Origin of the sequence: Burkholderia sp. MSMB0856 (genome assembly GCF_001524645.2) — a bacterium.
GTDB classification, from domain to species: Bacteria; Pseudomonadota; Gammaproteobacteria; order Burkholderiales; family Burkholderiaceae; genus Burkholderia; species Burkholderia diffusa.
The window spans coordinates 846,902-866,015 of record NZ_CP013427.1; the positions used below are offsets into that span (position 1 = coordinate 846,902).

Annotated in this window: 20 protein-coding genes; 11 read left to right on the plus strand and 9 right to left on the minus strand. The window is 66.4% G+C overall.

Going from position 1 to position 19,114, the window contains the following annotated elements; genetic code table 11:
* The first annotated feature begins 21 nt into the window (after positions 1 to 21).
* The 7 genes from WS87_RS04990 (at position 22) to WS87_RS05020 (ending at position 6,345) form a co-directional block, all read left to right on the plus strand.
* Positions 22 to 1,323, plus strand: coding sequence for a hypothetical protein (locus WS87_RS04990; protein WP_059820148.1), 1,302 nt, complete (start codon positions 22 to 24; stop codon positions 1,321 to 1,323).
* 182 nt (positions 1,324 to 1,505) lie between these two features.
* Positions 1,506 to 2,084: a YqgE/AlgH family protein gene (locus tag WS87_RS04995; protein ID WP_006751106.1), complete on the plus strand. Its 579-nt coding sequence runs from the start codon at positions 1,506 to 1,508 to the stop codon at positions 2,082 to 2,084.
* Positions 2,081 to 2,530, plus strand: a complete 450-nt coding sequence (gene ruvX / locus WS87_RS05000; protein ID WP_059820149.1) for a Holliday junction resolvase RuvX — start codon at positions 2,081 to 2,083, stop codon at positions 2,528 to 2,530. Before WS87_RS04995 ends, ruvX begins: the two co-directional genes overlap by 4 nt.
* Positions 2,517 to 3,032 carry a bifunctional pyr operon transcriptional regulator/uracil phosphoribosyltransferase PyrR gene (gene pyrR / locus WS87_RS05005; protein ID WP_059538920.1) on the plus strand — a complete coding sequence of 172 codons (516 nt, stop codon included), beginning with the start codon at positions 2,517 to 2,519 and terminating at the stop codon, positions 3,030 to 3,032. The genes ruvX and pyrR overlap by 14 nt, the downstream gene beginning before the upstream one ends.
* A 74-nt stretch (positions 3,033 to 3,106) precedes the next feature.
* A complete protein-coding gene (locus WS87_RS05010; protein WP_044846292.1) occupies positions 3,107 to 4,138 on the plus strand; it encodes an aspartate carbamoyltransferase catalytic subunit in 1,032 nt (343 codons plus the stop codon).
* A gap of 52 nt (positions 4,139 to 4,190) precedes the next feature.
* Positions 4,191 to 5,468 (plus strand): dihydroorotase, encoded by a 1,278-nt coding sequence (locus tag WS87_RS05015; RefSeq protein WP_059690734.1) that lies wholly within the window; start codon positions 4,191 to 4,193, stop codon positions 5,466 to 5,468.
* A gap of 19 nt (positions 5,469 to 5,487) precedes the next feature.
* On the plus strand, positions 5,488 to 6,345 hold the full coding sequence (locus tag WS87_RS05020; RefSeq protein ID WP_059530392.1) for a lysophospholipid acyltransferase family protein: 858 nt from the start codon (positions 5,488 to 5,490) through the stop codon (positions 6,343 to 6,345).
* A 33-nt stretch (positions 6,346 to 6,378) separates the two neighbouring features.
* On the opposite strand, the gene WS87_RS05025 is transcribed toward WS87_RS05020, so the two are convergent.
* On the minus strand, positions 6,379 to 7,218 hold the full coding sequence (locus tag WS87_RS05025) for a symmetrical bis(5'-nucleosyl)-tetraphosphatase (protein ID WP_059820150.1): 840 nt from the start codon (positions 7,216 to 7,218) through the stop codon (positions 6,379 to 6,381).
* A gap of 290 nt (positions 7,219 to 7,508) precedes the next feature.
* On the opposite strand from WS87_RS05025, the gene rfbB reads away from it, so the two are divergent.
* From rfbB to rfbD, 4 genes are read left to right on the plus strand one after another with little or no spacing between them, the layout of a single operon-like run.
* On the plus strand, positions 7,509 to 8,570 hold the full coding sequence (gene rfbB, locus WS87_RS05030; protein ID WP_059820151.1) for a dTDP-glucose 4,6-dehydratase: 1,062 nt from the start codon (positions 7,509 to 7,511) through the stop codon (positions 8,568 to 8,570).
* An 11-nt stretch (positions 8,571 to 8,581) separates the two neighbouring features.
* Complete coding sequence (rfbA, locus tag WS87_RS05035) at positions 8,582 to 9,475, plus strand: glucose-1-phosphate thymidylyltransferase RfbA (RefSeq protein WP_059820152.1); 894 nt, start codon at positions 8,582 to 8,584, stop codon at positions 9,473 to 9,475.
* On the plus strand, positions 9,460 to 10,011 hold the full coding sequence (gene rfbC, locus WS87_RS05040) for a dTDP-4-dehydrorhamnose 3,5-epimerase (RefSeq protein ID WP_059820153.1): 552 nt from the start codon (positions 9,460 to 9,462) through the stop codon (positions 10,009 to 10,011). The genes rfbA and rfbC overlap by 16 nt, the downstream gene beginning before the upstream one ends.
* Before the next feature lie 20 nt (positions 10,012 to 10,031).
* The gene (gene rfbD / locus WS87_RS05045) at positions 10,032 to 10,928 is read left to right on the plus strand and encodes a dTDP-4-dehydrorhamnose reductase (protein WP_059820154.1); all 897 of its coding nucleotides are present in this window, start codon (positions 10,032 to 10,034) and stop codon (positions 10,926 to 10,928) included.
* 8 nt (positions 10,929 to 10,936) lie between these two features.
* Here the strand turns inward: rfbD and WS87_RS05050 are convergent, their stop codons facing one another.
* Genes WS87_RS05050 through WS87_RS05080 form a run of 8 tightly spaced genes read right to left on the minus strand, consistent with a single transcriptional unit; the run spans position 10,937 to position 19,099 of the window.
* Positions 10,937 to 12,058 (minus strand): glycosyltransferase, encoded by a 1,122-nt coding sequence (locus WS87_RS05050; protein ID WP_059820155.1) that lies wholly within the window; start codon positions 12,056 to 12,058, stop codon positions 10,937 to 10,939.
* Positions 12,059 to 12,077: 19 nt separating this feature from the next.
* Complete coding sequence (locus WS87_RS05055) at positions 12,078 to 12,956, minus strand: GDP-mannose 4,6-dehydratase (RefSeq protein WP_059820156.1); 879 nt, start codon at positions 12,954 to 12,956, stop codon at positions 12,078 to 12,080.
* A 13-nt stretch (positions 12,957 to 12,969) separates the two neighbouring features.
* Complete coding sequence (gene gmd, locus WS87_RS05060) at positions 12,970 to 14,010, minus strand: GDP-mannose 4,6-dehydratase (RefSeq protein ID WP_059820157.1); 1,041 nt, start codon at positions 14,008 to 14,010, stop codon at positions 12,970 to 12,972.
* A 44-nt stretch (positions 14,011 to 14,054) separates the two neighbouring features.
* Positions 14,055 to 15,002 carry a D-glycero-beta-D-manno-heptose-7-phosphate kinase gene (gene rfaE1 / locus WS87_RS05065; protein WP_059820158.1) on the minus strand — a complete coding sequence of 316 codons (948 nt, stop codon included), beginning with the start codon at positions 15,000 to 15,002 and terminating at the stop codon, positions 14,055 to 14,057.
* Between the two features lie 13 nt (positions 15,003 to 15,015).
* Complete coding sequence (locus WS87_RS05070; RefSeq protein WP_082750721.1) at positions 15,016 to 16,017, minus strand: glycosyltransferase family 9 protein; 1,002 nt, start codon at positions 16,015 to 16,017, stop codon at positions 15,016 to 15,018.
* Positions 16,010 to 17,527 carry a glycosyltransferase family 4 protein gene (locus tag WS87_RS05075; protein ID WP_059820160.1) on the minus strand — a complete coding sequence of 506 codons (1,518 nt, stop codon included), beginning with the start codon at positions 17,525 to 17,527 and terminating at the stop codon, positions 16,010 to 16,012. The genes WS87_RS05070 and WS87_RS05075 overlap by 8 nt, the downstream gene beginning before the upstream one ends.
* Positions 17,524 to 18,726, minus strand: coding sequence for a glycosyltransferase (locus WS87_RS33480; protein ID WP_059820161.1), 1,203 nt, complete (start codon positions 18,724 to 18,726; stop codon positions 17,524 to 17,526). The genes WS87_RS05075 and WS87_RS33480 overlap by 4 nt, the downstream gene beginning before the upstream one ends.
* Complete coding sequence (locus WS87_RS05080; RefSeq protein ID WP_059820162.1) at positions 18,713 to 19,099, minus strand: hypothetical protein; 387 nt, start codon at positions 19,097 to 19,099, stop codon at positions 18,713 to 18,715. The genes WS87_RS33480 and WS87_RS05080 overlap by 14 nt, the downstream gene beginning before the upstream one ends.
* Positions 19,100 to 19,114: the final 15 nt, after the last annotated feature.

Genomic DNA, 19,114 nt, shown 5'->3' on the forward strand with positions numbered 1-19,114 from the left:
CGATGATAGGCGCGCGTGTCCATGACGTCCGATCCGGCGAACGTTTCCCACCCTGACGCACTGCCCAACCCGCGTGGCGGGGCCGTGCGCGCGGCCGACGCGTGGCTCGTGGCGGCCGCCGATGCATTCGAGCAGCGGGACGACGCGGCCGCGCCGCTGTCGGCCGCCGCGGCCGTGCTGGCGGAGGCCGGCTGGCTGCCAGCCGCCCGTTTCGCCGGGCAACTGGCCGCCGCGGTGCCGCTGGTCGCCGACGAACCGGCTTCCGCCGCCTGGCGCCTCGCGCTGCGCGATTTCCGCGCGGCGGTCGAGCGCCACAATCTGCGCGAGCTGGCCTGCTCGCCCATCCTGTTCGAACATTTCCGGGCGCTGCGTGCGCAAAGCGCGGCCGACCTGCACGCGAGCGTGCCGCTCGACGTGCTGGCGCTCGTCGGGCGCGCGATACCGCCGGCGACGCTGCGCGCGCTGCCCGACGCATTCGCCAGCCGGGCGCGGGCCCGATACGAGCAGGCGCTGCTCGGCGTGCTGCGCGCGCCGCACGGCACGCCGGACGCGGCGCTCGACGAACTCGACACGATCCTGACCGCGCTGGCCGACGGCGCGCCGTACGATTTCTGGCGGCTCGCCGCCGCGTGCCTGCGCGCGCTGCGCGCCAGCGCCGCGCCCGAACTGAAGCGTTTCCTCGCACGCACCAACCTGCTGCTCGGCGAGCACGCGCAGGGCAGGTGCAGTGCGCCGCCGGCGCTCGTGCGCGAGACGGTTGCGCTGCTGTGGCGCGATTTCGCGCTGTTCGGCGCAGCCGCGGAAGACGTCGCGCTCGTCGACGTGCTGCACGACTATGGGCTGACCGTGGACTGGCACGTCGCCGGCACGCCCGCGTCCGAGGCGCTGTGGGAGGCCGACGCTGCGCGCGCCGAGCGTGATGCGGTCGCGGCGGCGCCCACCCGCATGCTCGGCGTCGTGACCGTCAACGCTCATGCGTATGAGGATTTCCTGCAGACGGCCGACGCATCGATGGCCGATCTGGCCGTCGATCCTGCCGCCGCCGATGCGGGGGCGGCATGGCGCGCATCCGCGGCCGCCTACCGGGTCGGTACGGCCGCATGCGCGCTCGGGCTCGGTCATGCGGCGCTGCTGGCCGACACGCTCGGGCTGGCATGGCGCCGTACCGCGCACGGCATGCCGCTCGCCGAAGGCGGGCTCGACGCGCACGCCCGCGCGTCCGACATGCTGCGCGCCGCGCTGCTGAAGATCGCCGCGGGGGTGGCACCGCCGGACCTGACCGCGGCGTCCGGGGCGCTCGGCGCGGCGCTCGGCCGGACCTGATGCGCAACGGGGCGCGACCGCGGCGGCAGCCCTTGTCGCACGGGCCGGCAACACGCTGCCGACAGCACCCGCGCGCGTGTTAGAGTGCCGTGTGATCCGCGCGCGTCGTTGCCAGCGTCGTGCGGCGTTGCTTGTTGATCGCGGCCCGGTCAGGTCGCGGCGTCTTTGCTAAAATTCAAACCATGTCAAAGCCTTCCGATCGCATCAATCTCACCAACCAGTTCCTGATCGCCATGCCGAACATGGCGGATCCGACGTTTTCGGGAACGGTGGTCTATCTTTGCGATCACAGCGAGCGCGGCGCGCTCGGCCTCGTCATCAATCGTCCCACCGACATCGACCTCGAATCGCTGTTCAACCGCATCGACCTGAAGCTCGACATCGAGCCGCTGCTGCACATCCCCGTGTACTTCGGCGGCCCGGTCCAGACCGAACGCGGCTTCGTGCTGCACGAGCCGGTCGAGGGCGCGAACTACAACTCGTCCATGTCGGTCGAGGGCGGGCTCGAGATGACGACGTCGAAGGATGTGCTCGAGGCGGTCGCGACGGGCACCGGCCCGAAACGCTTCCTGCTGACGCTCGGCCATGCAGGCTGGGGCGCCGGGCAGCTCGAAGAAGAAATTTCTCGCAACGGCTGGCTGACCGTGGCCGCCGATCCCCGCATCGTGTTCGACACGCCGGCCGAGGAGCGCTTCGAAGCCGCGCTTGGCCTGCTCGGCGTCAGCTCGTCGATGCTGTCCGGCGAAGCAGGGCACGCATGAGTGGCGCGAGCGCGCGCGATGCGACGCTCCTGGCGTTCGACTATGGCGAGAAGCGGATCGGCGTCGCGATCGGCAATGCGCTGACGCGCTCGGCCCGCGCCCTCGTCGTGATCCCCAACCTGAACCGCGAGCACCGCTTCAAGGCGGTCGGCGAACTGCTGGCCGAATGGCGGCCGGACGCGCTCGTCGTCGGCCTGCCGATGCATCCGGACGGCACGCCGCACGACATGACGCAGCAGGCGAAGCGCTTCGGCAACCAGCTGAACGGCCGCTTCGGGCTGCCCGTCACGTGGGTCGACGAACGCTATTCGTCGGTCGAGGCCGAGGCCGGGCTGCGCGAGCGCAACGTGCGCGGGCGCGCACGTGCCGAGATGCTCGACGCCGAGGCCGCGCGCGTGATCCTTCAACAGTATCTCGATCAATTGTCCGACCATGAGCACCATTGACGCCGACGCGCTCTACCGCGTCCTGCTCGACCAGATCCGCGACGCATACGGCACGGCCTTCGCCGAGCCGGGCGGCCCGCGGCTCGCCGGCATTCACAGCGGCGGCGCCTGGCTCGCCGAGCGCCTCGCGCGCGATCTCGGCGCGCCGGGGTTCGGCGTCGTGAACGTCGCGCTGCATCGCGACGACTACGCGAAAAAGGGGCTGCACAGCCAGGCGAGCCCGACGTCGCTGCCGTTCGAGGTCGACGGCGCGCGCATCGTGCTCGTCGACGACGTGCTGTACACCGGCCGCACCGTGCGCGCCGCGCTCAACGAACTGTTCGACTACGGCCGTCCGGCCGCGGTCGAGCTCGCGGTGCTCGCCGATCGCGGCGGCCGCGAGCTGCCGGTTGCAGCGCGCTTCGCGGGCGGCACGCTCGACGTGCCGGCCGATGCGACGCTCGTGCTCGCGCGCGACGAGGCCGCGCAGCTGACGCTGCGCATCGAGGCGCACGGCGCCTGACCGAACCGCGAAACCGTATCCCGGGCCGCCGGTTCGTGCCGCGGCCCGTTTGCATAGTTGGAATCACGCACACCATGACCACCGACACCACTGGCCGCACCGGCAATCCCGCTGCGGCCGCGAGCCCCGAGCGGTTCCGCTACGGTTTCCTGAAGGGCAACCCGCAGCTCACGAAAAACGGCGAGCTGAAACACCTGCTGTCGATCGAGGGGCTGCCGCGCTCGATCGTCAATCACATTCTCGATACGGCCGAGCAGTTCGTCAGCGTGACGGACCGCGAGGTGAAGAAGGTGCCGCTCCTGCGCGGCAAGTCGGTGTTCAACCTGTTCTTCGAGAACTCGACGCGCACGCGCACGACCTTCGAAATCGCCGCGACGCGCCTGTCGGCCGACGTGCTGAACCTGAACATCAACGCGTCGTCGACGAGCAAGGGCGAGTCGCTGCTCGACACGATCAACAACCTGTCGGCGATGCATGCCGACCTGTTCGTCGTGCGCCACGCATCGAGCGGCGCGCCGTACCTGATCGCCGAGCACTGCGCGCCGCACGTGCACGTGATCAACGCCGGCGACGGCCGTCATGCGCACCCGACGCAGGGCCTGCTCGACATGTACACGATCCGTCACTACAAGCGCGACTTCACGAAGCTGCGCGTGGCGATCGTCGGTGACATCCTGCATTCGCGCGTCGCGCGCTCGGACATCCACGCGCTCACCACGCTCGGCGTGCCGGAAGTGCGCGCGATCGGCCCGCGCACGCTGCTGCCGGGCGGTCTCGAGCAGATGGGCGTGAAGGTGTTCCACAACCTCGACGAAGGGCTGAAGGGCGTCGACGTGATCATCATGCTGCGCCTGCAGAACGAGCGGATGAGCGGCGCGCTGCTGCCGTCCGCGCAGGAATACTTCAAGACCTGGGGCCTGACGCCCGAGCGCCTCGCGCTCGCCGCGCCCGACGCGATCGTGATGCACCCGGGTCCGATGAACCGCGGCGTCGAGATCGACTCGCAGGTCGCCGACGGCCCGCAGTCGGTGATCCTCAACCAGGTCACGTTCGGTATCGCCGTGCGGATGGCGGTGATGGGCATCGTCGCCGGCAACAGCGATTGAGCCTGCCTTCGCGCATCCTTATTCACGCAATCAACGCATTCACAGACAGCGCATGAAGATTCATATCCAAGGCGGCACGCTGATCGACCCGGTCGCCGGCACCGAACGGCAGGCCGACGTATTCGTCGCGGACGGCAAGATCGCCGCGCTCGGCACGGCGCCGGCCGGTTTCAACGCGGAGAAGACGATCGACGCGACGGGCCTGATCGTTGCCCCCGGTCTCGTCGACCTGTGCGCGCGGCTGCGCGAGCCGGGCTACGAGCACAAGGCGACGCTCGCGTCCGAGATGGCCGCGGCCGTCGCCGGCGGCGTCACGACCCTCGTATGCCCGCCGGACACCGACCCCGTGCTCGACGAGCCGGGTCTCGTCGAGATGCTCAAGTTCCGCGCCCGCAACCTCCACCAGGCGAACGTCCATCCGCTCGGCGCGCTCACCGTCGGCCTCAAGGGCGAAGTGATCACCGAGATGGTCGCGCTGACCGAGTCGGGCTGCGTCGGCTTCACGCACGCGAACGTGCCGGTGCGCGACACGCAGGTGCTGCTGCGTGCGCTGCAGTACGCGAGCACCTACGGCTACACGACGTGGCTGCGTCCGCTCGACGCGTTCATCGGCCGTGGCGGTGTCGCCGCGAGCGGCGCGCTCGCGTCGCGGCTCGGGCTGTCCGGCGTGCCGGTCGCGGCCGAGACGATCGCGCTGCACACGATCTTCGAACTGATGCGCGTGACGGGCGCGCGCGTGCACCTCGCGCGCCTGTCGTCGGCGGCCGGCCTCGCGCTCGTGCGTGCGGCGAAGGCCGAGGGGCTGCCCGTGACGTGCGACGTCGGTGTGAACCACCTGCACCTGATCGACGTCGACATCGGCTACTTCGATTCGCAATTCCGGCTCGACCCGCCGCTGCGCGGCGAGCGCGATCGCGAAGCGATCCGCGCGGCGCTCGCCGACGGTACGATCGACGCGATCTGTTCCGATCACACGCCGGTCGACGACGACGAGAAGCTGCTGCCGTTCGCCGAAGCGACGCCGGGCGCGACGGGGCTCGAACTGCTGCTGTCGCTCACGGTGAAGTGGGCCGATGAAACGAACACGCCGCTCGCGCAGGCGCTGCGTCGCATCACGGCGGCGCCGGCCGACGTGCTGCAATTGCCGGCGGGCCGTCTGGCCGAAGGCAGTGCGGCCGACCTGTGCGTGTTCGACCCGCGCGCGCACTGGCGCGTCGAGCCGCGCGCGCTGAAGAGCCAGGGTCACAACTCGCCGTTCCTCGGCTACGAACTGCCGGCCTGCGTGCGCACGACGCTCGTGGCGGGGCAGGTCGCGTTCGAGCGCCACTGAACCACGCCGGATCCTCGCCATGACCGCTCTTCGCAAGCTGCGTCTCGTCTTTCACCTGTTGCGCGGCATGGCGATCGTCGCGCTGCGCTTTTCGCATGTCACGCCCGCGCGCCGCGCCGAGATGACGCGCCGCTGGTCGCTCAAGATGCTGCGGATCTGCGGGATGCGCCTCGTCGTCCACAACGACGGCGCGCGGCTCGACGCGAGCGCGCTCGTGGTCGGCAATCACGTGTCGTGGCTCGACATCTACGCGATCAACGCGTGGCGGCCGACGCCGTTCGTGTCGAAGGCCGAGGTGCGGCAGTGGCCGGTCGTCGGCTGGCTCGCCGAGAAGCTCGACACCGTGTTCCTGCAGCGCGAGAAGCGTACCGAGGCGATGCGGATCATGCACGAGATGGCCGAGCGCCTGCGCAACGGCGGACTGATGTGCGTGTTTCCGGAAGGCACGACGTCGGACGGGCAGTCGCTGCTGCCGTTCCATGCGAACCTGTTCCAGGCGTCGGTATCGGCCGGCTGCTCGGTGCAGCCGATCTGCCTGATGTACGAGGACGCGCAGCGGCGGCAGTCGGTCGCGCCGGCGTATACGGGCGAGCTGTCGCTCGGGATGTCGCTCGACATGGTGCTGCGCGGTGGTCCGCTGGTTGCGCACCTGTACGTGTGCGAGCCGATCGCGCCGGGCGGTGACCGCCGCACGACTTCCGCGGCGGCGCGCGACGCGATCGCGGCTGCGCTCGAAGCGATGCAGGCGAAGGTCGGCAAGCCGTCGCCCGAGTCGCTGGCGGAGCTCGAGCGGCACGCGTATCCGGCGATCGAAGTCGGCGGCGGTGCGGCGGGCGATGCGGCTGCCGAGGAGCCGGTGCCGGGGCGCGAGGGTTGATGCTTCATTCCGCCCGCGCGTCTCGCGTGCGGACTACTCGCCGCCCGGCGTGCGGCACGCTTCGCACTGCACCTGCGTGACCGTGCGCTGCGCCGGGTCGGCCGTCAGTCGTACGGCCGACAATTGATTTCCCCATACGCAACCCGAATCGAGCGCGACGACGTTGTCGCGCAGCATCAGGCCGAGTGCGGCCCAGTGGCCGAACACGACCGTCACGTTTTCGGTGCGGCGCGCCGGTACGTCGAACCACGGCAGGTAGCCGGGCGGTGCGGTGTCGGGGCCGCCGTTCGCCTTGAACTCCATCGTGCCGTCGGGCGTGCAGAACCGCAGGCGCGTGAACGCGTTGAATGCGACGCGCATCCGGTCGCGTTTTTTGAGGTTCGGACTCCATTGGTTCGGCTCGTTGCCGTACAGGCCCTGCAGGGTGTCGCGCCAGTCGGGTGCGCGCAGCGCGCGTTGCAGCTCGTCCGCGAGTTCCAGTGCGAGCGTGGCGTCCCATTGCGGCAACACGCCTGCGTGGACGAGCAGCATGTCGTTTTCGAAATGAGCGAACGGGCGGTGGCGCACCCAGTCGAGCAGTGCGTCGGCGTCGGGCGCGTCGAGGATTTCGCCTATCGTGTCGCCCGGGCGTTCGGTGCGGATGCCGGCTGACACCGCGAGCAGATGGAGGTCGTGGTTGCCGAGCACGGCGGTCGCGCGCGGGCCGAGGTCGACGACCGCGCGCAATGCGGCGAGGGAGCTCGGGCCGCGGTTGACGACGTCGCCGGCGATCCAGAGCGGGGTGTCGGCGGGGGCCGAAAGCTTTTCGGAGAGCGACTGGAAAGCTGAATGACAGCCTTGGATGTCGCCGATGGCGATGGGGGGCCGGCTCATGAGGGTAGGTGCGTTGTCGAGGAGGTTGAAGTCGTGATGGAGGCGGGCAGTGAGGCCAGGGCGATGCCTCGATTGCCGTCCCATGATAATCGACAGTCGAATGCGTGCAATGTAGCCTCGGCAAGGTTGGTGCGGGGGCGGCTAGCCGCTCGCGCGATTTTTACGGTCTTCGCGGGCGGCTCAAGATGATCCGGTAAAATTTCGGCCCTGACGTGACGACCATTTGCATTGGCAAGTCGAAGGCGGGCGGTACCAGCCGGTGCCAGCCGCGTACTATTAGAGAGAATCTCATGATCCTGATTACGGGCGGTGCGGGATTTATTGGTGCCAACTTTGTACTCGACTGGCTGAATCAATCCGACGAAGGCGTACTCAACGTCGACAAGCTCACCTACGCGGGCAACCTCCGCACGCTGCAATCCGTCGAGAAGAATCCTGCGCATGTGTTCGCGCGGGTCGATATCTGCGATCGCGTGGCACTCGATGCGCTGTTCGCCGAATACAAGCCGCGTGCGGTCCTGCATTTCGCGGCGGAAAGCCACGTCGACCGTTCGATTCACGGGCCGGCCGACTTCGTGCAAACCAACGTCGTCGGCACGTTCACTCTGCTCGAAGCGGCCCGCACGTATTGGAGCGGTCTCGGCGATGCCGACAAGGCGGCATTCCGGTTCCTTCACGTATCGACGGACGAGGTATTCGGCTCGCTGTCTGCAACCGACCCGCAATTCTCCGAAACGACGCCCTACGCGCCGAACAGCCCGTACTCGGCGACGAAGGCCGGTTCGGATCATCTCGTGCGTGCCTATCATCATACGTACGGTCTCCCGACACTCACCACAAACTGCTCGAACAACTACGGTCCATACCAGTTTCCTGAGAAGCTGATCCCGTTGATGATCGCGAACGCGCTCGCCGGCAAGCCGTTGCCCGTGTACGGCGACGGCATGAACGTGCGCGACTGGCTGTATGTCGGCGACCATTGCAGTGCCATCCGGGAAGTACTCGCACGCGGCGTGCCCGGGGAAACCTACAATATCGGCGGCTGGAACGAAAAGACGAATCTTGAAGTCGTGCACACGCTGTGCGATCTGCTCGATCGTGCCCGCCCGAAGGCGGCTGGCTCGTATCGCGAGCAGATTGCCCACGTGAAGGATCGGCCCGGCCATGACCGCCGCTATGCGATCGACGCGCGCAAGCTCGAGCGTGAACTTGGCTGGCGTCCCGCCGAAACATTCGAGACCGGGCTCGCGCGGACGGTGCGGTGGTACCTCGATAATCAGCAATGGGTCGACGAAGTCGCGTCGGGCGAATATCGAAAGTGGGTCGAAACCAATTACGCGGAACGGAACTGAGAGCTCACCCCATGGCACGCAAAGGCATCATTCTCGCCGGCGGTTCCGGCACACGCCTGTATCCGGTCACCCATGTCGTATCGAAGCAGTTGCTACCCGTATACGACAAGCCGATGATCTACTATCCGCTGTCGACGCTGATGGTCGCGGGCATCCGTGACGTGCTGATCATTTCGACGCCGCAGGACACGCCGCGCTTCGAGGCGATGCTCGGCGATGGCAGTCAGTGGGGCATGAATATCCAGTACGCGGTACAGCCGTCTCCGGACGGCCTCGCGCAGGCATTCCTGATCGGCCGGGACTTCGTCGGCAACGATCCGTCGGCGCTCATCCTTGGCGACAACATCTTCTACGGCCACGATCTTGCAAAGCAGCTCGAGCGGGCAGACGCACGCGACACGGGAGCGACGGTATTCGCCTATCACGTGCACGATCCCGAACGCTATGGCGTGGTCGAATTCGACCAGTCCTTCCGCGCGCTGTCGATCGAGGAAAAGCCGGCCCACCCGCGTTCGAATTACGCGGTCACGGGCCTGTATTTCTACGACAACCGCGTCTGCGATATCGCCGCCGAGATCAAGCCGTCGCCGCGCGGCGAGCTGGAAATCACCGACGTCAACTCGCGCTATCTCGCGGACGGTTCGCTCAACGTCGAGATCATGGGGCGCGGCTATGCATGGCTCGACACCGGCACGCACGATTCGTTGATCGAGGCAGCCAGCTTCATCGCGACACTGCAGAAGCGTCAGGGGCTAGTCGTCGCGTGTCCCGAGGAAATCGCGTATCGCCGCCGCTGGATCGATGCGGAGCAGGTGCTGAAGCTCGCGCAGCCGCTGGCGAAAAACGCATACGGGCAGTATCTCAAGAACATCCTGACGGACCAGGTCGCATGGCTATCCAAGTAATTGCAACGGCGTTGCCCGAAGTGAAGCTCATCGAGCCGAAAGTGTTCGGCGATGCGCGAGGATTCTTTTACGAGAGCTTCAACGCGCGGGAGTTCGCCGAGCGTGTCGAGGCCGGTGTCGAATTCGTCCAGGACAACCATTCACGCTCGGCGAAGGGCGTGCTCCGCGGACTGCACTATCAGATCGAGCATGCACAGGGGAAACTCGTGCGCGTGGTCGAAGGCGAGGTGTTCGACGTCGCAGTCGACATCCGGCGCAGTTCGCCGAACTTCGGCAAGTGGGCCGGCGTGGTGCTGACCGCTGACAATCATCGTCAACTGTGGGTTCCGCCGGGGTTCGCGCACGGCTTCGTCGTGCTGTCCGACACTGCGCAGTTCCTCTACAAGACGACCGATTACTGGTACCCGGAACACGAGCGGTGCCTGTTGTGGAACGATCCCGTGCTCGGCATCGACTGGCCGTTCGACGGCGAACCTCAACTGGCGGCGAAGGATGCGGCAGGCAAGCGTCTGGCCGATGCCGACGTGTACGCGTAAGCGCGAGCCGGAGCGATACGATGCAACGCAAACAAACCATTCTCGTCACGGGTATCGGCGGCCAAGTCGGCTTCGCGCTGCTGCGCCATCTGCAGGGGCTCGGCGAGGTTGTCGGGCTCGACCGGACGGCGCTCGATCTCGCCCGCCCGGACATGATCCGGGAAGTCGTGCGCACGATCCGCCCGACGCTGATCGTCAATCCCGCAGCGTACACAGCTGTCGACGTTGCGGAGCGCGAGCGTGATCTCGCGATGGCGATCAACGCGGCTGCGCCGCGCGTGCTGGCTGAAGAGGCGGCGCAAGTCGGCGCATCGCTGATTCATTATTCGACGGACTATGTGTTTGACGGGACGAAGGCCGATCCCTATGTCGAGACCGACGTGCCGAACCCGCTGAACGTCTACGGCCAGTCGAAGCTGGCCGGTGAGCAGGCCATCGCGGCGGTTGGCGGCCGTCACCTGATCCTGCGCACGAGCTGGGTCTACGGCGCGAGAGGCCGCAACTTCCTGACGACGATGTTGCGCCTGGCGAAAGAACGGGACGAACTGAAGATCGTTGCGGACCAGTTTGGCGCGCCCACGTGGTCGGAAACGATCGCGGCGCTGACTGCGCACGTCGCCGCACAGGCGCTTGTGTCGGATGATGCCGACGCGTGGTGGCGCCGGCATGGCGGGCTCTATCACATGACGGCGGCGGGTGCTGCGTCGTGGCACGAGTTCGCGACCGCGATTTTCGAACAGGCGAGCATGGATCGCGTGCTGACGGTCTTGCCGATCTCGGCCTCGGCTTATCCTACGCCCGCGTCGAGACCGGTCAATTCGCGACTGGCAAACGACCGGTTCGTACGCGCGTTCGGTCTCGCGGCGCCGCAGTGGCGTGATGCACTCCGACTTTGCATGGATGGCATGACCGGTTGACGACCGTCTCAGGCCGGCCGCCGTTCCCGCAACACGCGCTCGTAGATTTCAACGTAGCCGTCGACCATCTTGTCGGCGGTGAAGCGGGCTTCGTAGCGTTGCCGTGCCGCCGCGCCGAACCTGGCCGCGAGTGCCGGGTCGTTCGACAGCGTGTCGAGCGCGTTGCGCAGGGCTGGCGTGTCGCCGAGCGGGACGACTAACCCGGTCTCGCCGTTCACGTTGACGAACGACGTGCCGGTCCCGATCTCCATCGACACCATCGGCTTGCCGAACATCGACGCCTCGAGCAGCGAGATTCCGAATGCCTCGGAGCGCAGATGGGACGGAAAGACGAGCGCCTCGCAGAGTTCCAGCAACGCGATCTTGTCTTCGTCGGGCGATGCGCCGGTAAACAGCAGCTGGCCTTCCACACCGAGCCTGCGCGCTTGCGCCTTCAGTTCCTGTTCCATCGGACCGGCGCCGACGATGACGACGCGGTGGTCGGTGCCATGCAGCGCATCGAGCAGCAGATGCAGCCCCTTGTAGTAGCGCAGGTTGCCGACGAACAGGAAGAACTTGCCGCCGATCTCGCGCCGCCAGCGTGCGAGCGTCGCATCGGTCGCACGCGGATACGCGGCTTCGTCGATGCCGATCGGCACGACGTCGACCTTGTCGCGGTAACGTTGAAGCACCGGGCTCGTGTCGACGTAATTCGGCGACGTCGCGACGATTCGCGTGACCGAATCGAGAAAGCGAAACATCAGCGGCCGATATACCTTCAGCAGGTTCTTCTGCCGGATGATGTCCGAGTGGTAGGTGACGACCGACGGCTTGCCGGTGCGCGCGGTCAGGTGAACCATGTCCGCGAACGGCCATGGAAAATGGTAGTGCACGATATCGGCGTCGCGCACGAGTTCCCGGTAGCGGCGAAACGCGGACACGGAGAACGGCGACGACGCGATATCGATCGTGACCTTGGCGCGATGGTGCAGGTGGCTGCCGAGGTCGACCGTCGACGTGTTGCGGCTGACGGTCAGCACGTCGCTGCGGATGCCGCGTGCCGCGGCGCCGTCGCAGATGTGCCAGATCATCTGCTCGACGCCGCCCATCGAGTCGGGTTTGTACGTTTTGTAGAAATGCAGGACGCGCATTGCGGATCGGTAGGCTCGGTTAGTCTGCTGCAAGCATCCAGCGCAGCGTCGAACGCAGATCGATCGGCGCGACGTCCGGCACCGCGGCCCGCAGCTTGTCCGGCACGCCCATCAGCATCTTGACCTCGTTGGCACGGACGAACGCCGGGTTGACATCGACGTCGAGGTCGTGTCCCGAGAGCTCGCGGCACATGTCGACGATGTCGGTCAGCGAATGGGCGGTGCCGCTGCACACGTTCACGGTCTCGCCCGCGGTGTCGTTTTCGACAAGCCGGCGATAGACCTCGGCGACGTAGCGGACGTCGGAGAAGTCGCGCGACACGTCGAGATTGCCGAGCTCGATCCGCGGCTTGCGCTCCGAGAAATGGGACACGATCTTCGGCACCAGGAAGCGCGGCGACTGCCCGCGTCCGGTGTAGTTGAACGGGCGCGTGATTACGATCGGCAGCCGGTCGAACCATGTCCGCACGAGGTGTTCCATCGCGACCTTGCTGGCCGCGTAGTGGTTCACCGGTGCGAACGGCTGCGTTTCGCTCACGGCGCCGCTCGCGTTCCCGTAGATGTTCGCGCTACTGGCGATCAGGATCTTGTCCGGCACGTGGCCGACGTCCGCGCATGCCTGCAGCAGGTTGAGCGTGCCGATCACGTTGACGTTGTAGAACATGCTGGCGTCGTCGTGACCGACGAAGCTGATCGCCGCGAGATGGACGATGCTGGTCGGACGGACCGCATCGATCGTCGCGCGACAGGCGTCCAGCGAACAGATGTCGAGCGCGATCAGGCCGTCATGGGCATGATTTCCCGCGCCCGTGACGCGATGCCCCGCGCGCACGAGCGCATCCGTGACGTAGGCCGCCGTGAATCCGCTCGCTCCGGTAATCAGCGCATGACGTTCCATGGGCGCGAAACCGTCAGAACGAGAAACCGGCTTCGTTGCGGCGAAGGTCGGCTTCGACCATCATCGCGCAGAGCGTTTCGAGGTTCGTCTCGGGCGCCCAGCCGAGCTTTTCCTTGGCCTTCGCCGGATCGCCGATCAGCAATTCGACTTCCGCCGGGCGATAGAACTTCGGATTGACGCTGACGAGGGTCTTGCCGGTCGCGACGTCGATCCCGCGCTCATTGTCCGCCGTCCCTTCGAAGCGCAGCGTATAGCCTGCTGCCTTGAACGCCATCGTCACGAAATCGCGCACGGTTTCGGTGCGGTTCGTTGCCAGCACGAACGTGTCCGGCTCGTCCGCCTGCAGCATTCGCCACATCCCTTCGACGTATTCCTTCGCGAAGCCCCAGTCGCGCTTGGCGTCCAGATTGCCGAGCTCGAGCACGTCCAGCTTGCCGAGCTTGATCTTGGCGACCGAGTCGGTGATCTTGCGCGTGACGAATTCGCGGCCGCGCAGCGGCGACTCGTGATTGAACAGGATCCCGGACGAACCGAAGATGCCGTACGACTCGCGATAGTTGACGGTGATCCAGTGCGCGTACAGCTTCGCGACGCCATACGGGCTGCGCGGGTAGAACGGCGTGGTTTCGATCTGCGGAACGGCCTGGACCTTGCCGAACATCTCCGACGTCGACGCCTGGTAGAAGCGGATCTTGTCGTTGACGATGCGGATGGCCTCCAGCACGTTGAGCGCGCCGATGCCGGTGATCTCGGCGGTCGTGACCGGCTGGTCGAACGAGACGCCGACGAAGCTTTGCGCCGCGAGGTTGTATACCTCGGCCGGTTGGGCCGTCTGCAGCAGGCGGATCGTCGACGAAAGGTCGGTCAGGTCATGCTCGACCAGATTGAGGTCCGGATGCCCGGCGATGCCGAGTTCCTCGATGCGCCAGAAGTTCACGGAGCTTGTGCGGCGGTACGTGCCGAACACGCGATAGCCCTTGCCGAGCAGCAGTTCCGCGAGGTACGCGCCGTCCTGACCGGTGATGCCGGTGATGATTGCAGTTTTCTTTTGCATGTCAGATCCTCTGTAACTTGCGATGGTTGAACGGGCGGGCAGATTTACTCGGCCGCGAGCGCGTTTTCGAGTTCGTCGAGCGTGATGGTAGCGGTTCCGAGCTTGCCGACCACGACGCCCGCCGCGACATTGGCTTCGTGCATCGCACGCAGCCAGTCGCCATGTGTTGCATATCGTACCGCCAGCGTGGCGATGACCGTATCACCCGCGCCTGACACGTCGAATACCTCGCGGGCCTTCGCCGGCTGGTGGTGTGCGCCGCGTGCGTCGAACAGTGTCATGCCTTCCTCGCTGCGCGTGACGAGCAGCTTGTCGAGCGACAACTGCTGACGCAGTGCCTCGGCCTTCGCAGTCAGTTCGGCTTCCGAGCCGAACCGGCCCGCGACCGCCTTGAATTCCGAGAGATTGGGCGTGAGCAGGGTCGCGCCGCGATAACGTTCGTAGTCGTCGCCTTTCGGATCGACGAGGACCACCTTGCCTTGCGACCGTGCACGCTGAATCAGCGCCTGCACGTCGTCCAGCGCGCCTTTGTGGTAGTCCGAAAAGATCACGACGTCGGCGCGCGGCAGCGCGTCGTCGAAGGCGGCCGCGATCTCGGCGAGCACGGGCGGTGCCGGCGTGCGCTCGAAGTCGAGGCGCAGCAGCTGTTGCTGATGACCGACCACGCGGAGCTTCACCGTCGTATGCAGATCGTCGTCGACGCAGAGCCGCGCGTCGATGCCGTTCTCCCGGCACAGGCGCCCGATCGTGTCCGCATTCGCGTCGCGCCCCGCGACGGCGAGCAGCGTGGCGGTCGCGCCCAGCCGCGCGCAGTTGTGCGCGACGTTGGCGCTGCCGCCGAGCCGGTCTTCGGTTCGCTGGACCGCGACGACGGGCACCGGCGCTTCCGGCGAAATTCGGTTGACGTTGCCGAACCAGTATTGATCGAGCATCACGTCGCCGACGACCAGGATATGAGGCTGGGTATTCACGTTGTCCTCGATAATGGCCATGGGTGGGTTCGGGTCAGATATGGCTGGGGCCGCAGACGAAATGCAGCAGGCGCCCCAGTTTGGGTTTTGCACCGGGGCCGGACGCGAGCAGGGCGGCTTCGATGTCCGGCGCCGTGATCAGCGCGGCACACTCGCGTATGACGCAGCCGTTGTAGGCATCCTTGGAAAACTGAATGCACGGCGAGCAGGGAACGTCGGAGTACAGCACGCGGTTCGACGCGCCGAACGGCGAGAAGCGTTGCCACGGGCTCGACGTGAATACGCCCAGCACCGGCCGGCAGACGGACACGAGGTGCAGGGTGCCGCTGTCGGCGCCCACCACGACGTCGCATGCGCCGACGCGCGCGTGGAAATCGGACAGTTTCGAACCACCGAGGATTACGTCGGAGTCGGCCAGATTCAGCATTCGCGCAAGCATGCTCAGTTCGTCTGCCTCGAGCGGGCCGCCGATCAGCTTGATCGCGATGCCGTGCTTCGATTGCAGGGACTGTGCGAGCCGCACCCAGGTCGTCGCCGGAATCTTGTTCGCGAAGAAGCCAGCACTCAGCGAGATGCCGACGGTGCGGAGGGCCGATGGCCATTGCGGTGCGGAGCCGGCCGTCGGCCACATCAACGATGAGCGCGAGTACTTGCCCGTCAGCGATTCCGTGACGCGCTGCTGAATGCGCGTCTCATGGGTGACGTTGTCGCTGCGCGGTACGACGGCGCGCGTGCCGAGGATGCTGCCCGCTTCGTGGCAGAACCCGTCATCGCGCAAGAAGACGATGAGCGAGTAGGGCTTCAATTGCGCGATCAGTTCCGGCATGCCTTCGCCGATCCCGTCCTTCTGCAAGTGTGCGAGCTTCGTCGGATGCAGCGCCGGCCCGTCGGGCAGGAAATGTTCGAGCAGAAACCGGTTGCCCGGCGCGGCGTACAGATCGAAGTTGCCGAACTTCTGCTGCAGCGCGCGCAGCGCCGGTACGCTGAGGACGAAATCGCCGAGGTGATCGGGCTTGACGACAGCCACGTCAGTCATGATCGCGCTCCAGACGCGTCCCGAGTTTCTGGATCAGCGTCTCGTTGATCATCGATCGAACCAGCGTATTGGTGACCTGCAGCGAAACGGCTTCGGCGACCACGCGCACTGCGTACCACGGATACATCCAGATCCGGCCGGACATGAAGCGCGACAGCATCCGCGACAGGCGCAGGCGCCGCTCCTGTTGCAGGCAGTAGAGGTAGTCGAGTGAGAACGAGTTGCCGGGTACGTCGCGCAGCGTGGCCGGCACGATCCGCGATCGATGGATCAGTGCGCGTCGGATGCGGCGCGTGAGCGGCAACGGTCGATTCGCCGCGGGCGAGTCGACCGCGGATTCGCCGGGCGCCGCCGCATGTTCGGACAACGGATCGTTGCGCGCGCTGGATCGCGCGGCCGCGCTTTCCGTGTGGCGAACGGCTTCCGTGACGACCGACAGGTAGGCTTCGCGCGAGAACTTGCGAACCCATTCCTGGCGTGCGCCAAGGGTGTGCGCGCCGTAGTCGGGGTCGTCATCCGCGCGGCGGGCGGCTTCGACGAGGCCCTGCGCGATCGAATGCGGATTGCACGGATCGACATAGCGCGCGAACGGGCCGCCGACCTCGGGTAGCGCGCCAGTGTCCGACAGCAGCAGCGGGATGCCGCGCGCGAGCGCTTCCAGCGCCGGCAGGCCGAAGCCTTCCCATAGCGACGGGTATGCAAGCGCGCAGCAGCGCTCGTACTCGTCGCGCAGCTTGTCGTCGGGCAGGCGGCCGCAGAGCACGGCGCCTTCCACGCGGGCGACCGCGGCCTTGATGACCTCGGCACCGTGACCGTCGCCACCGACGATGCGCAGCGTGTAGCCTTCCTTGGCCAGACCCGACAGCGCGAAGCCCTGGACGAGTCCGGTGATGTTCTTGCGGGTTTCCAGGCTGCCGACGAACAGGAATTGCCGCGACGGCTGGCGCCGCTTCGCCTCGACCGGATGATCGAAACGATCGTAGAGCGGGACGACGCGCATGCGGCTGCGCGGAATGCCGTAGTTGGCCCACAGGTCGCGTGACGTGCTTTCGCTGATCGACAGGATGTCTATCGACGGGTCGTAAAGACGGTCGTACGCGATCGAATAGAGGCGCGACACGCTCGGGTTGTGCCACTGCGGCCGCGTGATCGGTGTCAGGTCGAGCACGTATGCGATCGTGCGTGCGGCCCGGCCGACGAACAGCAGGTACAGCGGGTCGAACACGAAGTTGATGCACGGTGCTTCGGGCTGCCGATCGTCCTGGCGGCGTGCGAACGCGTCGGGATTGGCGAGGGCCGCGCCGAGCAGTGCGCCGACGCGCGACTCGAAGCTGGCGTTCAGCGTGTAGTCGTTTGCGACGAATTCCGCGAGATCGACCGGTTCGCCGAGCGCCTGAAGTTGAACCGGATGGCCGGACAGGATCAGATGGCGCACCGTATCGCGCACGATGAAGTACATCGCGGTGCGATTGATCGCGAGCGGAGTGATGTCGATGACGAGACGCATCATGCGTGGTGCTCCCATGCCCGCGGGCTGCAGACGGTCCGGAAATGTTCGACCGCGGCACTGATTTCGGTGTTCGTACGCCGCTCGCGCAGATCGCCGAGCAGGGTTTCGACCGTCGCGAGCAGCGCGCCTTCGCGAAGTACGCCCCAGTGCGCCGAGATCGGATTCACGCCGACCGGATCGGCAAGACCGAAGTTTGCGATCTCGGTGTCGATGAAATAGCGATAGTCGGCCGGCAGGAATTCCGCGAACGACGTATGGCGAGGACACAGGGCCGGCTTGCCTGCCAGCAGGTTTTCGAACAGGCCGAGCCCCAGACCCTCGCCGAACGACGCGGTCAGGAAGCCGTCGCAGGTCTGCCCGAGCGCCTGCATCGTGTCGTGCGTCAGCGCGCCGGTGCACAGATAGACGCGCGAAGCGTCGACGTCGTGGCGGCGCGCGATCTGCGCGAACAGGGTCGCTACACGGTCGAACAGGCGATCTGCCGTTTCCGTGACGTCGATCGTCGATACCTTGAGCACGAGCCCCGCGCGCGGATGCGCGCGAATCACGTCGAGCCATTCGTCGGCGAGGACCGGGAAACCCTTGCGCGGGATCAGCGTGTTGGTGCTGAGCAGAAGCAGGTCGCACGACGCACGTACTTCGGACAGCGATGCGAGTTTCGGCGCCGCGCCTTCGCGCAGCGGAATTTCGCGCAACGTAAGATCCGGAACCGACGCGTCGCGCGGTTCGGAGGAGCCGTGCGGCATCGGGCAGGGCGTGTAGACGACCGGAACCTCGACGCCCTCTTCCTCGAGCATCGGCTGCATGAACCGGGCCGGAACCCAGACTTCGTCGATATCGTTGATCGATGCGATCCACGACTGATTGCCGAGGCGATCGGTTTCCCAGAAGAACAGGCCGATACTCCGCGCGCCGCTGAACGGACGGAAGTTGTCGGGCGTCGAGATCGTCAGGACGACGACCTCGCTATCGGGCATCTTCGCGGCGCTCGCGACGCAGTTGTCGGCGATCAGCGGGTACGGCCATACCGTGACATGGCGGGACGGGTGTCCATGAAGGTCGACGCCGAGCACGATGTCGAAGTGTGGCTCCAGCCATTCGAGATAGAGACGGGTCGCATACGCATAGCCGCTGTAGCTGTTCAGGTCGCCACGAATGATCAGAACGCGCCGCTTGGCGGACAGGTTACCGGTGGTCATGCTGCGTGATCCGCTTGAGTTCCGTGTAAATCAGGTCGACGCAGTCGGCTGTTGCTTGCGACTGGGTGCGGCCCGGGCGCGTAAAGTAGTTCCATACGCGCAGGACCATGCGCTGCACGGGACCGAACCGCAGCAACCGGTAGCGTGCGATGCGCGGCGGCAGCGACGTTCGCGGCGCGGCGAGGTGCCTCAGCATGCCGATGCGCGCGAGCAGCTCGGCGTCGATGCGCAACGGGGACAGCACGGGTTGACGCGTGTCGTCGCGCGTTGGTTCGAGATGCTTCGCGAACGCCTGCGAATCGCGGATTCGCGCGTCGCGCGTCGATGCTTCGTCGCCCGATGCAATGTCCGGGCGGTTATCGGATTGAGTCATGTCGTCGATCCCTCG

What these genes read in the sequence shown, in the direction of transcription:
- pyrR (WP_059538920.1), top strand. Translation starts at nt 2,517, where the DNA reads ATGAGCACCATTGACGCCGACGCGCTCTACCGCGTCCTGCTCGACCAG.
- WS87_RS05070 (WP_082750721.1), bottom strand. Translation starts at nt 16,017, where the DNA reads ATGACTGACGTGGCTGTCGTCAAGCCCGATCACCTCGGCGATTTCGTC.
- WS87_RS05025 (WP_059820150.1), bottom strand. Translation starts at nt 7,218, where the DNA reads ATGAGCCGGCCCCCCATCGCCATCGGCGACATCCAAGGCTGTCATTCA.
- rfbC (WP_059820153.1), top strand. Translation starts at nt 9,460, where the DNA reads ATGGCTATCCAAGTAATTGCAACGGCGTTGCCCGAAGTGAAGCTCATC.
- WS87_RS05050 (WP_059820155.1), bottom strand. Translation starts at nt 12,058, where the DNA reads ATGCGCGTCCTGCATTTCTACAAAACGTACAAACCCGACTCGATGGGC.
- WS87_RS04995 (WP_006751106.1), top strand. Translation starts at nt 1,506, where the DNA reads ATGTCAAAGCCTTCCGATCGCATCAATCTCACCAACCAGTTCCTGATC.
- WS87_RS05055 (WP_059820156.1), bottom strand. Translation starts at nt 12,956, where the DNA reads ATGGAACGTCATGCGCTGATTACCGGAGCGAGCGGATTCACGGCGGCC.
- WS87_RS05075 (WP_059820160.1), bottom strand. Translation starts at nt 17,527, where the DNA reads ATGATGCGTCTCGTCATCGACATCACTCCGCTCGCGATCAATCGCACC.
- WS87_RS04990 (WP_059820148.1), top strand. Translation starts at nt 22, where the DNA reads ATGACGTCCGATCCGGCGAACGTTTCCCACCCTGACGCACTGCCCAAC.
- rfbA (WP_059820152.1), top strand. Translation starts at nt 8,582, where the DNA reads ATGGCACGCAAAGGCATCATTCTCGCCGGCGGTTCCGGCACACGCCTG.
- WS87_RS05020 (WP_059530392.1), top strand. Translation starts at nt 5,488, where the DNA reads ATGACCGCTCTTCGCAAGCTGCGTCTCGTCTTTCACCTGTTGCGCGGC.
- rfaE1 (WP_059820158.1), bottom strand. Translation starts at nt 15,002, where the DNA reads ATGGCCATTATCGAGGACAACGTGAATACCCAGCCTCATATCCTGGTC.
- WS87_RS33480 (WP_059820161.1), bottom strand. Translation starts at nt 18,726, where the DNA reads ATGACCACCGGTAACCTGTCCGCCAAGCGGCGCGTTCTGATCATTCGT.
- gmd (WP_059820157.1), bottom strand. Translation starts at nt 14,010, where the DNA reads ATGCAAAAGAAAACTGCAATCATCACCGGCATCACCGGTCAGGACGGC.
- WS87_RS05015 (WP_059690734.1), top strand. Translation starts at nt 4,191, where the DNA reads ATGAAGATTCATATCCAAGGCGGCACGCTGATCGACCCGGTCGCCGGC.
- rfbB (WP_059820151.1), top strand. Translation starts at nt 7,509, where the DNA reads ATGATCCTGATTACGGGCGGTGCGGGATTTATTGGTGCCAACTTTGTA.
- WS87_RS05080 (WP_059820162.1), bottom strand. Translation starts at nt 19,099, where the DNA reads ATGACTCAATCCGATAACCGCCCGGACATTGCATCGGGCGACGAAGCA.
- WS87_RS05010 (WP_044846292.1), top strand. Translation starts at nt 3,107, where the DNA reads ATGACCACCGACACCACTGGCCGCACCGGCAATCCCGCTGCGGCCGCG.
- ruvX (WP_059820149.1), top strand. Translation starts at nt 2,081, where the DNA reads ATGAGTGGCGCGAGCGCGCGCGATGCGACGCTCCTGGCGTTCGACTAT.
- rfbD (WP_059820154.1), top strand. Translation starts at nt 10,032, where the DNA reads ATGCAACGCAAACAAACCATTCTCGTCACGGGTATCGGCGGCCAAGTC.